This window comes from Pacificispira spongiicola, from assembly GCF_012926505.1.
Lineage (GTDB): Bacteria > Pseudomonadota > Alphaproteobacteria > UBA8366 > Aestuariispiraceae > Pacificispira > Pacificispira spongiicola.
The window spans coordinates 246703-260773 of record NZ_JABBNT010000005.1; the positions used below are offsets into that span (position 1 = coordinate 246703).

Sequence of the window (14071 nt, forward strand, 5' to 3'; positions counted from 1 at the left end):
GCCCGGTTTCGATAGAAGTCCACCCCTGTCACGGCGTCGGATTAACCGGGGGCCGGATCGGATGCAGGTGGAAGGGCGAATACCATGACGACGCGCGACAAACCGGTTCTGGTGATTGGTGGCGGCTTGGCGGGCAGCGAGGCCTGCTGGCAATTGGCGCAACGCGGCGTGCCCGTGACGTTGATCGAAATGCGCCCGACCCGGAAAACCGATGCCCACCATACCGACGGATTTGCCGAACTCGTTTGTTCCAATTCCTTCCGGTCCGACGACCCGGAAGGCAACGCGGTCGGGTTGCTGCATGAAGAAATGCGCCGTGCGGGATCGTTGATCCTGACCATGGGCGACCGGGCGAAGGTTCCGGCGGGCGGCGCGCTCGCCGTCGACCGGGACGAATTTTCCGGCCTAGTGACAAAGGCGCTGACCGACCATCCGCTGATCACCATCGAACGTACCGAGGTCGAGGCCCTGCCCGACCCCGACGACTGGGACAGTGTTATCGCCGCCACGGGGCCGCTGACCTCCGCCGCGCTGACCCAATCCATCCTGGATGTGACCGGGGAGGCGCAACTCGCCTTCTTCGACGCCATCGCGCCGATCGTACACTTCGACAGCATCAATCTGGAGCGCGCCTGGTTCCAATCCCGTTACGACAAATCCACCGATGGGGGCGACGGTAAGGACTACATCAACTGCCCGATGGACGAGGCACAGTACAACGCCTTCATCGACGCCCTGATCAACGGCGAAAAGACCGAATTCAAGGAATGGGAAAAGAACACCCCCTATTTCGAGGGCTGCCTGCCGATCGAGGTCATGGCGGAGCGCGGACGCGAGACGCTGCGCTTCGGCCCCATGAAACCGGTCGGCCTGACCGACCCGCATTCGGATGCGCGCCCCTATGCCGTCGTGCAACTTCGCCAGGACAACAAATTGGGCACGCTGTACAACATCGTCGGGTTCCAGACGAAACTGAAATACGGCGCGCAGACGGAGGTTTTCCGGTCGATCCCCGGACTTGAAAACGCCGAATTCGCACGGTTGGGCGGCATTCATCGCAATACCTTCCTGAACAGCCCCCGGCTGCTCGACCCGGTCCTGCGGTTGAAGGCGCGGTCCTCCATCCGTTTCGCCGGTCAGGTAACGGGCGTCGAAGGCTATATCGAATCCGCGGCCATCGGCCTTTTGGCCGGACGGTTCGCGGCGGAAGAACGCCTGGGGCTAACGCCGTCCCGTCCGCCGGTCACGACGGCGCTTGGCGGGTTGCTGGAACACATCACCGGCGGCGCGGCGGAAGAAACCTTCCAGCCCATGAACGTCAATTTCGGGCTGTTCCCCGGCCTGCCCGGCGACGAGACGAAAAAGACCCGCAAACGCGGCCGCGACCGCAAGGCCGCCCTGTCGGCTCGTGCTTTGGAAGAACTGGGCGTCTGGCTGGACGGCAGCAGCCGCGCGGCGGCCGCCTAAAGCCTTCCGAACAGGGCGAGCGGCAGCAGACAAGCTGCCCGCCGGGCCTGCCCCATCTGGACCATATCGACGCGAAACGGGTCGTAACCGCTGGCGGTAATGCCGCGGTCATAGCGCCGCGCCAAACGGATGGGGCCGAGCGCGGGCAAGGCGGCCTTCGCAACTTGCCCCTTCAACGCCTGCACCCTGGCCGTCTCTTCCCGGCCACGCTCCAGCAACATTCGCGTCCAATCGCGCACCGCGTCGCTGACCGTTGCCATCTCGATGTCGTCAGCCAGGGTCGGCGCGGCACGCAATCTATCGGCGGGCACGGTCTGGCGGCCCTGGCGTTTGTGAACGTGCAGGCCTCTTACCAACCCGACCCAGCCCCAGGCACGACCGGCGGCCCGCCCCGCTTCGATATCGGCTTCAGCCGCCTCGCGTCCGACCAGGCATCGCACCGCCAATTCCCCAATCGCCCCGCCCGTCGCGTCGATATAGGCCGCAAGCGCCGCATCGTCCTCGGGCGGCATTTCGTCCAAATCACGGGCACGGGCATCAATCGCTTCCAGGAACGGCCCTTCCGGCAAGGCGGCCTCGGTGATGGCATGCGACAGCGGATGGACGACCTGATGTCGTCGCGGCGACCCGGCGCGACATTCGGCCAAGGCGTCCCGCCACCATTGCAGTCGGATTTCGCCAAGCAGGATATCGCTGACGGATTCCCGCAAACGGGCGATTTCGAGATTGAAGGCGTACAAGGCCATCAGCCGGGCGCGGCCGTCCGGCGGGGCCAGCATGGCGGTCGCAAACCGGTCGGGGTCGCCCTCCCGAACCTGACCGGCGCAGTAGTCCAGGTCTTCCCGGTTCATGCCAGTCCCAACCGATCCAACAGCGTTTCGCGCAGCCGCGCGGTTACACGGCGGCGGCCTTCTTCGCAAGGCATCGGGTCGCGGTTCAGATCGTCTTGCAGGCCTTCGTAGATGCCGAACAGGGCTTCCAGAATGCCCCGTTCCCGGACCGCCAGATCGGGGGACATCGCGGCAAGGTCGACCTTCGCCATTTCCCGATAGACTGCCGCCCGTTCCGCCAATGCCGTCAATACGGGCAAGCAGGCGTCCGGCCCCGATCCCGGCAGCGGCGGCCCGCCTGCGCATTCCTGCGGCACGGTCAGCAATTGTCCGCCCCGTGCGTGATCCTTCGCGAAGTCCCGCTGGATATGAACCAGATAGCAGAAGGTCGCCATGGCTCGCGCCTTATCGAACAGCGCAGCCGCGGTCAAATCGGCGTGCAGCGTGGTCGCATCCGCGTGCAGGACATGCAGGAACACCGCCGCCGGGGCGACCGTCGCACCGTCGCAATAGGCCTCAAAATCCTGCCACGTTGTCAGACGCCCTTCGGTCACGTCGAAGCGCATGGCTTCGGCCAGGGCGTTCCAGGGCCGACACGGTATATCCGATCCTACGGCGGCGATGCGCAGCGCATCAAACAGCGCGTCGTCGCGCGGGTCGCCCGTTTCCGCGATGTATCCATCCAAGGCCGCGACCGCCGCCTGTTCCCATTGATCGATGTAGGAAAGTGCCGCCTGTCGGGTTTCCGCCCGTTCGACAGGACCGCGCGCCAGGAATGTATCGTCAACGAAATCATCGACCACACGCATCGTCGCATAGGCGGCCTCAAACAATTTACGCTTCCGTGACGGCAGCGCCCGCCCGACAAACCACAGGTTGGAGGCACTGCGCCGTGTCAGGTCGGCGGCTAAGGAGGTAGCCTGGGAGGCCGTATCTGTCGCGGAACGATCCATGCGGGCACTCAACGCCATCGACGGTCGAAGCGCAAGGGCCCTGCCCGCCCGTCAGACCGGGATCAGGGCGGCAGCGGCCAAACGGCCTTCCGTCATCAGGATATTGAAGGTACGGCAAGCGGCGCCGGTATCCATAAGGTCGACACCGATTCCCTTTTCCCGCATTTCCCGACGCAGGCCGCCCGGCGGCATCGCCATTCGCTCGCCGGTGCCCAGCAACAGTATCTCGATACTGGGATCGGCGTCCCGGATTGCCGCGACAGCGTCGAGGGTCAATTCGTCGATATGGGCGACATCCCAGGAAAGGACTCGGTTCGGAAAGACGATTACCGGCCCCTCATAGGACTGGCCGCGAATCTTGAAGCGGCCCGGCCCGTACGAATCCACGAGTTGTCTGCCGTCCGGAACGGCGGGGGTGATATCCATCTCCGCCCTCTTAGTGTTCCCTCAACAGAGGGGGCGGCGTCAGGCCGAAACCTCAGCGGACGCCCCGGCTTCCTCGCCCCGGTGCGGCTGCAGCGACAGCAGCAGCGGCACGGCGACGAGGATCGACGAATAGGTCCCGACCACGATGCCCCAGATCAACGCGATGGAGAATCCGCTGATGACTTCACCGCCGAAGATGAACAGGGCAACCAACGCGATCAGCGTCGTAAGCGACGTCATCAGGGTCCGCGACAGGGTCTGGTTGATTGCCTGATTCAACAACTGAGGCAGCGGCATCGTCTTGTATTTTCGGATGCTTTCGCGCACCCGGTCGAACACCACCACAGTATCGTTGATCGAATAGCCCGCAATGGTCAGCACCGCCGCAACGGTCGCCAGATTGAACTCAAGCTGCAACAGCGAGAATAAGCCGATCGTCGCCAACACGTCATGCAGCAATGCGATCACCGCGCAGACACCGAACTGCCATTCGAAACGGAACCAGATGTAAATCAGGATCGCCCCGATGGCGAAGCAGATGGCGTAGATCGCGGCTTCCTGAAGCTCGTTACCGACCGTCGGGCCGACAACTTCGGTGCGGCGATATTCGGCCACCATGCCGTCGATGGCGGCCTGGGCACGGTTCAGCGCGTCCTGCTGCGCGACATCGTCGCCGGGCTGACGCTGGATACGGATCAGAAGATCGTTTGCCGCGCCGAATTCCTGAATTTGCACATCGCCGAGACCGAGCGAACCGAGCGCGTCGCGGAAGTCGCTGACGCCCTTCCCGTCCTCGGTTTTCACCTCGATCATCGTTCCGCCCAGGAAATCGATTCCCAGGTTCAGACCGCGCGTCGCGAACAGACCGATGGAGGCCGCGACCAGCAGGATGGAGAAGACGAAGGCCAGCTTACGCTTGCCGATGAAGTCCAGATTGACGTCGTCGGGAATGAAACGGAACGCCATGGATCAGGCCTCCCCGGAAGTGGATTTGGCGGGCTTTGCCGCGATGGGAAGAACGTCCGGTCGCTTGGACCGGATATACATGACGACGAACAGGCGCGTCACCATGATCGCGGTGAACATCGATGTCACGATACCGATGGCCAGCGTCACGGCAAATCCGCGGATCGGACCGGCCCCGAAGGAATAGAGCAACACGGCGGCAATCAGCGTCGTCAGGTTGGAGTCGACGATGGTCGTCAGCGCGCGGGAATAACCCGCTTCCACCGCGTTCATCACCGTCCGGCCCAGGCCGGTTTCTTCCCGGATACGTTCGAAAATCAGCACGTTGGCATCGACCGCCATGCCGACGGTCAGCACGATCCCGGCAATCCCCGGCAGCGTCAGCGTCGCGCCCAGGGCCGACAATAGACCGATGATGAGGGTCAGGTTCAAGAGCAGCGCGATATTCGCGTAAATACCGAAGCGCCCGTAATACGCCGCCATGAAGACGACGACCGCGATCAGGCCGATCAGGCTGGCAAGGCTACCCGCATCGATGGAATCCTGCCCAAGGCCCGGACCGACGGTGCGTTCCTCGATCGTGTCCATCTGCGCGGGCAAGGCCCCGGCGCGCAGCAGCAGCGCCGTTTCCTGCGCCTTCATCAGGGTGAAGCTGCCGGTGATGACACCGTTCCCGCCCAGAATGGCCGTCTGGATACGCGGCGCGCTGACGACCTTTCCGTCCAGAACCGCCGCCAGGAAACCGCCGACATTTTCCTGCGTCACCTTGCCGAAGCGTTGTGCTCCGACGGAATCGAAGGAGAAGGAGATAACCGGCTGCCCCTGCTGGAACGTCGCCTGGGCATTGGTCAGATTTTCACCGGACACGAAGACCTGCTTCGTCACCAGATACATCCGTTCCGGGGTCCCGTCGGCATTTTCTTCAATGGACGGCATCAGCTCATAACCGGGCGGGGCGCGGTTCGTCTGAATAGCGGACGGCAATTTGTCGAAGTCGACCAAATGGAAGGTCAGACGCGCCTGGGCATTCAGGATCTGCTTCAACGCCGCCGTGTCCTCAAGACCTGGGACCTGGATCAGAATACGATCCAGCCCCTGACGCTGAATCGTCGGTTCGGTCAGGCCCATCGCGTTGACGCGGCGGGTTACGACTTCCAACGACTGTGCCATGGTGCGATCGTTCAGCGCCCGCACCTCGTCTTCCGGCAAAGTCAGCCGGAAGCGCGTGTCGCCCAACGGGGTCAGATCGTATTCGGGCGCTGCATCGCGGATCGCCTGACGGGTCGCGTCGGCATCCTCCACATTTCGAATGGAGAAGGAGATCGTCAGTGTATCCGGATCGGATTCGAAGCTGCTTGCGCGCACCTTGGCGTTTCGCAGTTCGATCCGAAGGCCGTCGGCGGTCGCCCCCAGCCGCTCTTTCACCACATCCTGGGTCCGAACCTGGACCAGCATATGCGCGCCCCCGCGCAGATCGAGGCCCAAGCTCATCGGCTTGCCGGGCGCCCAGGTCGGATAGTCGTCCGACGGTGCCCATTTCCCGGTCACGTTGGGCAGGGCGTAGAGCACGCCCAACACCGCGATGACCGCGATCAGAACCTTTTTCCAGACGGGGAATTGCAGCATGGAGGTCTTCCGATCTTACTTCTTGCCGAACAGCGAGCCGATCAGGCTTTTCTTCGGCTCCGCGCCGTCATTGGCGGGCTTGTCGCCGGACGGTTTCGCGTCGTCCTTGGCCGGTTCCGTCTTGCTGACGACATCCATCAGGGTGGATTTCAGCACGCGGACTTCGACGCCTTCGGCGATTTTCACCTGCAGTTCGGCATCGTCGACGACCTTGGTCACCGTGCCCATCATGCCGCCGCCCAGGACGACCTTGTCGCCGCGCCGCGCACCGCCCAGTTTCGCCTGGTGTTCCTTCTGCCGCTTCTGCTGCGGACGGATCAGAAGGAAGTAGAAGACCCCGAAGATCAGGATCAGCGGCAGGAACATTTCAAGCATGCCGCCTGCGGGCGCACCGGCCGCGCCGTCTTGCGCGAATGCCGTGGAAATCAGCATAGGAAACTCCTGAATCTTAGTGAGGAGATTTTCGGACCGTATCCCTTAAGAAAACCGGCCCACGAGAAACACGCCGGGGACTATACGGACCACGGGCGAAAGTGCAATGCCGTCCGTTCCGAAACCCCGGAATTGACCGGCATCCGGGGCGTGGCTAGGCTCCCGCCCAATTTGGGCCGCCCTGGATATAAGAACATGTCGAAGTTTGAAAAGACCCTGACCCGTATTGCCGATGCGCTCGACCGCCTCGCCCCGCCGAAGCGAGAAGGCCTTAAACTCGGCAAGGCCGACGCGTTTGTCTGGCATCCGGAAGAAGACAGCCTGGACCCGGTGAAGAAGGTGAACCGGATCGACATCGACCTGCTGCGCGGCGTCGATTTGCAGCGCGACCAGATGGTGGAAAACACGCGCCGTTTCGCGAAAGGCCTTCCGGCGAACAACGCCTTGCTGTGGGGCGCGCGCGGCGCGGGGAAAAGCTCCCTCGTCAAATCCGCGCACGCCGCCGTTAATGCGGAAGTCGGCGGCACCCTGGCGCTGATCGAATTGCATAGGGAGGACATCCCCACCCTGCCCCGGCTGCTGACCCATCTGCGCGATATCGAGGACCGGCGGTTCATCCTGTTCTGTGACGACCTGTCCTTCGACGGTCAGGACGCGGCCTATAAATCGCTTAAGGCCGTGCTGGAAGGCGGAATTGAGGGCCGACCCGACAATGTTGTCTTCTACGCGACGTCGAACCGCCGCCACCTGATGCCGCGCGATATGATAGAAAACGAACGCTCCACGGCGGTGAACCCGTCCGAGGCCGTTGAGGAAAAGGTTTCCCTGTCAGACCGTTTCGGTCTGTGGCTCGGCTTCCATTCCTGCGATCAGCAAACTTGGTTGGAGATGATCGGCGCTTATGTGGAGGCCTATAAACTGCCGATTTCCGAAGAAGAATGGCGCCCGATGGCCATCGAATGGACCGTCACGCGCGGGTCGCGATCCGGCCGCGTGGCATGGCAGTTCATCCAAGAATTGGCTGGCCGGCTGGGTAAACCGCTCTCCTGAACTCTTTCAAAGGCTTGCCCTCTTCCCGTGCTTCCCCTTACCATTCCCGGACTAACGGGGGAACGAACCAGCATGGGTACCGCACGCGACGTCGTCACCAATTTACAGGACGTTAAACCGGCCGCCATTCGCGGCGGGGCGCGTCCGTCGCGCGTGCAAATGGCCTATCTGCGCCGCGGGTTGGAACAACCGGGCGGAAAACTGCCGCTGTTCGATGCCGCCGGTCAGCGGATCAGCGATCGCACGGTGCGCAGTTGCATCGAACAAGGCTGGGCGGAACCATGGTTCAACAACCCCCTGAAGCCCGACTGGCTCGTCTGTAAATTGACGGATGCCGGACGGATGGTCGCCGATACCGGCGATGATGAAGGAAGCGATGAAACTCACCCGTAGTCCCGTTCTGAATGCCGGTCTCGGTGCACTGATCCTGGTCGGTGGCGCTGTTTTCGGCGGGATCGTACTGGAAGCCGTTCTAGGCAGTCCCGGTCCGACGCGGCCGGATGTGGAAGCCGTCGCGCCGGAAGCCCTGATCGACCGATCCGATCGTACCGCCGTTTACGCAAACGATTTCATGATGGTCGCGGCGCATCCCGTCGCGGCGCAGATCGGGGCCGCCATTCTGGACGACGGCGGGTCCGCCGTAGATGCGATCATCGCCGCGCAGATGGCCCTGAACCTCGTCGAACCGCAAAGCTCGGGGATCGGGGGCGGCGCGTTCCTTTTGGTCTGGGATGCGGAAACGCAGAAATTGGTGAGCTACGATGGGCGCGAAACGGCGCCCGCCGACAGCAACGGTGGCTATGTCCGGGACGAATCCGGCAAGCCCCGCCCGTTTATGGAGGTCGTGACCGGCGGTCGTTCCGTCGGGGTGCCGGGTGTCCTGCGCATGCTGGAAATGGCCCATAAAGACAGCGGCCGCCTGGACTGGGCCGATCTGTTTCAGCCGACCATCGATCTGGCGCAAAAGGGCTTCCCGATCAGCCCGCGCCTGCACGGATTGCTGCAAAACGCGAAATTCCTCAGCGACATGGAACCGGCGGCCAGCTATTTCTACGACCCGGAAACGGGGGAACCCTATCCTATCGGCCATATACTGAAGAACCCGGAATTGGCGGAAAGTCTGGACGCGATCGCGCAAAATGGGGCCGACGCCTTCTATAGCGGACCGATGGCGGAAGCGATCGTCGATACCGTGCGCAACGCCGCCCGCAACCCCGGCATGCTGTCCGTCGATGATATGACGGGATACAAGGCGGTGCGGCGCGATCCGGTTTGCATGGCCTATCATTTGAACCAAGTGTGCGGCATGGGACCGCCATCTTCCGGCGCAACGACGGTTCTGCAAATCCTCGGACATCTTGAATACGGCGCGAAACGGATCGGCAGCCTGCCCCCGCTGTCGCCGGAAGCGATTCAGTATTTCGGGGAGGCGATGCGGCTTGCCTTTGCCGACCGGGCCCGTTTCCTGGGCGATGCGGATTTCGTATCCGTGCCGGTTACGGAAATGTTGACCCCCGGCTACCTGTCGACGCGCGCGAAGTTGATGGATCTGGGCACTAGCGAGAAATCGGAACTACCGCCCGGCAATCCGCTGGGCGATCAGGCGTTCCGGTCCGATATATTGGACGACAGCCCGGAATTGCCGTCCACCACGCATCTGGTTGCCGTCGACCGGACCGGGTCGGTCGCGACGATGACCAGTTCCATCGAAACCGGATTCGGGTCGCGCCTGATGGTGGGCGGGTTCCTGCTGAACAATCAATTGACCGATTTCGCGTGGAGCGACGAAAAGGACGGAAACCCGCTCGCCAACCGCTACGAACCGGGGAAACGGCCGCGCAGTTCCATGGCCCCCACCCTGGTTCTGGGACCGGACGGCAAGCCGCGCCTCGCCATCGGCTCCCCCGGCGGCAGCCGGATCATCGGCTTCGTCGCGCAATCGCTGGTTGGGGTGCTGGACTGGAACATGTCGGTGCAGGAAGCGATCGACATGCCCCACTTCCTGAACCGCAACGGCTCGATGGAATTGGAAGATCATCCCGATCTGGACGGGTTGGAACCCGTTCTGGCGGGCCGGGGATATGAGGTGCAACGCCGCGCCATGGCCAGCGGACTGCATGGCGTTGAATTTTCCGGCGGACTGCTGGTCGGCGGCGCCGACCCGCGCCGCGAGGGCCTTGCCGTCGGCGAAGGCAACCTGAACCGCGACTTGGGTGCTGTGTTCGACGACCTCCTGGCCGTGGACTAGACCAAGCCTTCCGCGAACCGTCTCGCCGCCGCGAGGACCGCGTCCACATGTTCGCCCTTGGGCGCCAACAGGCGCATATCGACGCGGAAATATCCGTCCACCATACAGTCGTCCGGCGAAAGGCCGTTGGCGATGCCGGATCGGATTTCCTCTTCCCGCTCCGCCGCCGAAAACGGTTTTCGATACCGGATGCGCGGCAGGACCGTGTGCATGTCGTAATCCACCCCATCCAGTGCCTCGATCAAGGGCCGCAGATCGACGCGCGGCCTGGGGCATATCAGAACCCAGGGCGTCGAGCCGTGCCGGGACAGGGTCAGCAGACGTTCCATGGCGGGCGCGATCAAATCGCCGATGGCACCGCTTTCCAGGATCAACCCGGCATGGGCGATATCCGCCGCCAAATTGTCGGGGATCGTACCGGACAAGATATTCTGCGCATGCCCCATATCGACGGCCCCGACGCGTTCGGCATAGGCCAAGGCGTTTTCCGCAATATCGATCCCGTCGATCCGATGCGGCACAAGACCCGGCCGCCGTCTTTCCCGCAGATAGACCGCGTCCCGCGCGACATCGCCTGGCGCTGCGAAATAGCGATAGATTTCCGCCATGGACAAGCCGTAGCGCAGGCACATGCCGACCGCGCCGTAACCGCAGGCAAAATCGACGATACGGACAGACCCACCGGATCGTTCGGACACAAGAGGCAGGATTTGCGCGACCAACCCGGCCATAACCTCCGGCATGCGATAATCGCCTGTCGCGACGCCGCGAAAATAGGGGCGCGGATCGGGAAGATCGTATAGCCGATCGAACTGGGTCCAATGGGTCGGATTGTCGGACACGGGGCGTCACCTCCTGCCCCTCATCATGACGGAGGAGCCGTTTCCACGCTACCCTTGGGCATACATTTGTCCGAAATGGTCCGACCCCGCCGATACGGACTGTCCCGGCGGGGTCGGTGGGGGATCCGGGCCGCGGCCAGTACTGCCCGGTTGCCGCCCGCCTTGTGCCGGACTCTCGTGACGAAAATCGGTCGGGAATATGAAGACTGCGTGATGTGGCTATCTCTTCGCCAAGGCGTGCACCGGGGCGTGCGTCGGGACGATGAACCGGGGATCGACCCTTTTCGCAACGGACCGACGTAAGGCCGCGATGAAATCCTTCTGCAATCGGGTTTCCTCCCACCCTTTTCGGGTCGTCAGGCCGATTGTACGGGCCGTATCGGGCACGGGAAACTCGACCACGGCCAGGGCGCCGCTTTCCAATTCCCAGGACACCTGATGTTTCGACAGCAGGGTCAGGTAGTTTGACTCCTTCAGGATACCGCGGAGCGCGACCAGAGAGCCTGTTTCGATATAGCCCTCCCCGCCTCGGTTCAATCGCATGCTTTCGGACAACCGGTCGAAGATCGCACGGTTCGGCGTACCGGCGCGAGCCACAACCCACGGAAAGGCTGTCAGGTCCTCGGTCGTCGGTCGGCCGACACGCACCAAAGGATGATCCGCGCGCGCTATGATCGACAATTCATCCTCGAACAACGGCAATTGCCGCAGGCCCTTCGGCAGCTCCTCCTCGCGTAAGGCCCCGATCAGCATGTCGATGCGACCAATGGACAGCAGATGTGCCAAGGTATCGTAGGACCCATCCAATATTTCGACCCGCGCCCTGGGATAGGACGCGACGGCGTCGACCACCGCCGTAGGGACGATGCTGGTTCGCGCCAAAGGCAAGGTGCCGATCAGAAGCCGTCCGTCGAACAGACCGGCATGCTCGCGCAATTCTTCATGCGCCGTATCGATTTCGCGCAAGGCAAGGCTCGCCTTCGCGGCAACGAGGCTGCCTTCCGGCGTCAGGAAGATATTGCGATGACTGCCCTCAAACAGCGGAACGCCGCCGATCCGTTCTATTTCCCGGGCCGCACGTTGTACGGACGGTTCGGTTTGCGACAGATAGGACGCGGCGGCGGTGAAACTTCCCGTTTCCGAAAAGGCCTGCAAGGCGCGCAGATGCGTGATCGTCGCCCGGCTTTCAAGACGGTCGTAGGCGAGCCCCCGCGCCATGCGCGATTTCGCGGAAATCCGTTGCGTCGCTTCCCGGATATGGTCCAACGCCCGCTGGCCCCGTCGGTTGACGATTTCCCCTTCCGGCGTTGCGCAGATACCGTTGCCCTGCCGTTCCAACAGTTTCACGCCGAATATGCGCTCCAGCTTCGCCAATGCCTGGGACGCCGCCGGTTGGGAAATATGGACGGCATCGGCCCCCAGGGAGATGGACTGAAGCCGTACCGCGGCCTCCAGAAGACGGATATGCCGAAGATTGGGATAGCCGGGGGCGTCCCCCGGTTCGTCAGGCGAAGACAGTGCCATCCATCAACTTCCTGGCGGTTCGTAGAACCCCGGCTTCCTCAACGGCACCGGACGGGTCGATCCGCGCTATCACCGAAAATTCTCCCGTCGGATGTTCGATCGACAGGGTTTTCGGGTTACCGTCCGGAACCTCGCAGATCTCCGCCGCCGGGCCTTCGGGCAACAGGCAGGCGGTGCCGACCGTAACAGCGCCCAGAACGCCGATCGCCTTGTGACAATGATGGGGAATGAAACTGCGCGTCGAAATCGCCCCGCCCTGCCGCGCCGGACTGACCAGCGTCATTTTCGGAACCGATTTTGTCGTCACATCGCCTAAATTCATCAAAGGCCCGGCTTTCAGGCGGATCGCCTCCAGCTTTGCTTTCAATGCCGTGTTCTCGTCCAACGCATTGGGTGTTTCCGCGCCGGTCAGGCCGAAATCGGACGCGGCCAAGAGTACGCAGGGCATGCCGTTGTCGATCAGCGTCACCCGATACCCGTCGATCCGTTCCATCGCCCGCCCCGTCGGCAGCAGGGCACCGCATGTCGACCCCGCTGTTTCGCGAAAGACAATGGGGATCCCGGCCCCGGTTCCCGGCACGCCGTCGATCCGGGCCTCACCGTCATAGCGAACGATGCCTCCCGGCGTCGCCACCGTCGCGACGGCAATCTGTCTGGTATTTTCCATGAAGATACGGACCGGCGTTTCATCGCCAGCCGGTGCGATCAGGCCCCGTTCTATGGCGAAGGGCCCGACCCCGGCCAACAGATTCCCGCAATTCTGGGAGTCCGTCACCACGGGCTGATCCACGAAAACCTGAAGGAACAGGTAATCCACATCGATGCCGGGGCGGTCAGACTTTCGCACCACCGCGATTTTGGAGGTCAGCGGGTCCGCCCCGCCCATACCGTCGATCTGGCGGGGGTCCGGGGATCCCATGACCCGCAGCAGGAAGGCGTCACGCGCGACGGGGTCCGACGGTAAATCGTCGGCAAGGAAATATCCTCCTTTCGACGTTCCGCCCCGCATCCACATCGCGCGCACACCATCAGACATATTTCAGTCCCTTTTCGGCCAGACGACCGCGCATGTCATAAATATCGAGACCCAATTCCCCAGCGGCGAGGCGCTTGCGCTTCTCCTCTTCCTTCTCCAGGCGGGATTGGGCGGCGGCAAGGACGCTTTCCGCCTCCTCCCGCGCGACGACGCAGACGCCGTCATCGTCGGCGACGATGATATCGCCGGGCCGAATGTAGGCCCCGGCACAGACGACAGGCACGTTCACGGACCCGACGGTTTCCTTCACCGTGCCCTGCGCGAACACGGCCTTGGACCAGACAGGGAAGTCCATTGCCGTCAAGTCGCGCACATCGCGCACCCCGGCATCGATAATCAGGCCCAGCCCACCCCGTGCCGTCATCGACGTCGCCAGCAGATCGCCGAAATAGCCGTCCTCGCACGGCGATGTCGGGGCGAGGACGAGGATATCCCCCGCCCGGACCTGTTCGATGGCCACATGGACCATCCAATTGTCGCCCGGCGGCGCGGATATCGTGACGGCGGAGGCCCCGACCTGCGCCCCGGCATAGATCGGCCGCATATAGGACGCCAACAGCCCCTTTCGGCCTTGTGCCTCATGCACGGTCGCGACACCGCATTCGCCCAACGCCTTTACGACCGCCGGGTCGGCTCGCTCAATATTCTGGACGACGACGCCTGCCATAACC

14 protein-coding genes are annotated in these 14071 nt (G+C 63.0%); 4 read left to right on the top strand and 10 right to left on the bottom strand.

The features are described 5' to 3' along the window. Positions 1-84: 84 nt before the first annotated feature. The gene (gene trmFO, locus HH303_RS17000; protein ID WP_169626568.1) at positions 85-1467 is read left to right on the top strand and encodes a methylenetetrahydrofolate--tRNA-(uracil(54)-C(5))-methyltransferase (FADH(2)-oxidizing) TrmFO; all 1383 of its coding nucleotides are present in this window, start codon (positions 85-87) and stop codon (positions 1465-1467) included. On the opposite strand, the gene HH303_RS17005 is transcribed toward trmFO, so the two are convergent. The 6 genes from HH303_RS17005 to yajC are packed head-to-tail and all read right to left on the bottom strand — an operon-like array spanning position 1464 to position 6700. Then, positions 1464-2318 (bottom strand): phytoene/squalene synthase family protein, encoded by an 855-nt coding sequence (locus tag HH303_RS17005; protein WP_169626569.1) that lies wholly within the window; start codon positions 2316-2318, stop codon positions 1464-1466. The two genes, trmFO and HH303_RS17005, sit on opposite strands and share 4 nt — an antisense overlap. After that, positions 2315-3250 carry a squalene/phytoene synthase family protein gene (locus HH303_RS17010; RefSeq protein WP_169626570.1) on the bottom strand — a complete coding sequence of 312 codons (936 nt, stop codon included), beginning with the start codon at positions 3248-3250 and terminating at the stop codon, positions 2315-2317. Before HH303_RS17010 ends, HH303_RS17005 begins: the two co-directional genes overlap by 4 nt. 51 nt (positions 3251-3301) lie before the next feature. Then, positions 3302-3676 (bottom strand): Mth938-like domain-containing protein, encoded by a 375-nt coding sequence (locus HH303_RS17015; RefSeq protein WP_169626571.1) that lies wholly within the window; start codon positions 3674-3676, stop codon positions 3302-3304. Between the two features lie 39 nt (positions 3677-3715). Further along, positions 3716-4642 carry a protein translocase subunit SecF gene (secF, locus tag HH303_RS17020; protein ID WP_169626572.1) on the bottom strand — a complete coding sequence of 309 codons (927 nt, stop codon included), beginning with the start codon at positions 4640-4642 and terminating at the stop codon, positions 3716-3718. Positions 4643-4645: 3 nt separating this feature from the next. Further along, positions 4646-6268, bottom strand: coding sequence for a protein translocase subunit SecD (gene secD / locus HH303_RS17025; protein ID WP_169626573.1), 1623 nt, complete (start codon positions 6266-6268; stop codon positions 4646-4648). Between the two features lie 15 nt (positions 6269-6283). Next, complete coding sequence (yajC, locus tag HH303_RS17030; RefSeq protein WP_169626574.1) at positions 6284-6700, bottom strand: preprotein translocase subunit YajC; 417 nt, start codon at positions 6698-6700, stop codon at positions 6284-6286. Between the two features lie 195 nt (positions 6701-6895). On the opposite strand from yajC, the gene HH303_RS17035 reads away from it, so the two are divergent. The 3 genes from HH303_RS17035 to ggt all read left to right on the top strand — a co-directional run bounded on the left by HH303_RS17035 (position 6896) and on the right by ggt (position 9998). Then, the gene (locus HH303_RS17035; RefSeq protein ID WP_169626575.1) at positions 6896-7750 is read left to right on the top strand and encodes an ATP-binding protein; all 855 of its coding nucleotides are present in this window, start codon (positions 6896-6898) and stop codon (positions 7748-7750) included. Positions 7751-7822: 72 nt separating this feature from the next. Further along, positions 7823-8143: a hypothetical protein gene (locus HH303_RS17040; protein ID WP_406611456.1), complete on the top strand. Its 321-nt coding sequence runs from the start codon at positions 7823-7825 to the stop codon at positions 8141-8143. Then, positions 8127-9998, top strand: coding sequence for a gamma-glutamyltransferase (ggt, locus tag HH303_RS17045; RefSeq protein ID WP_169626576.1), 1872 nt, complete (start codon positions 8127-8129; stop codon positions 9996-9998). Before HH303_RS17040 ends, ggt begins: the two co-directional genes overlap by 17 nt. On the opposite strand, the gene HH303_RS17050 is transcribed toward ggt, so the two are convergent. The 4 genes from HH303_RS17050 to HH303_RS17065 form a co-directional block, all read right to left on the bottom strand. Beyond that, a complete protein-coding gene (locus HH303_RS17050) occupies positions 9995-10840 on the bottom strand; it encodes a hypothetical protein (protein ID WP_169626577.1) in 846 nt (281 codons plus the stop codon). The genes ggt and HH303_RS17050 overlap by 4 nt on opposite strands. A gap of 219 nt (positions 10841-11059) precedes the next feature. After that, a complete protein-coding gene (locus HH303_RS17055) occupies positions 11060-12364 on the bottom strand; it encodes a LysR family transcriptional regulator (RefSeq protein WP_169626578.1) in 1305 nt (434 codons plus the stop codon). Next, positions 12345-13400: a 4-oxalomesaconate tautomerase gene (locus HH303_RS17060; protein ID WP_169626579.1), complete on the bottom strand. Its 1056-nt coding sequence runs from the start codon at positions 13398-13400 to the stop codon at positions 12345-12347. Before HH303_RS17060 ends, HH303_RS17055 begins: the two co-directional genes overlap by 20 nt. Continuing rightward, a complete protein-coding gene (locus HH303_RS17065) occupies positions 13393-14067 on the bottom strand; it encodes a 4-carboxy-4-hydroxy-2-oxoadipate aldolase/oxaloacetate decarboxylase (RefSeq protein ID WP_169626580.1) in 675 nt (224 codons plus the stop codon). Before HH303_RS17065 ends, HH303_RS17060 begins: the two co-directional genes overlap by 8 nt. Positions 14068-14071 lie beyond the last annotated feature (4 nt).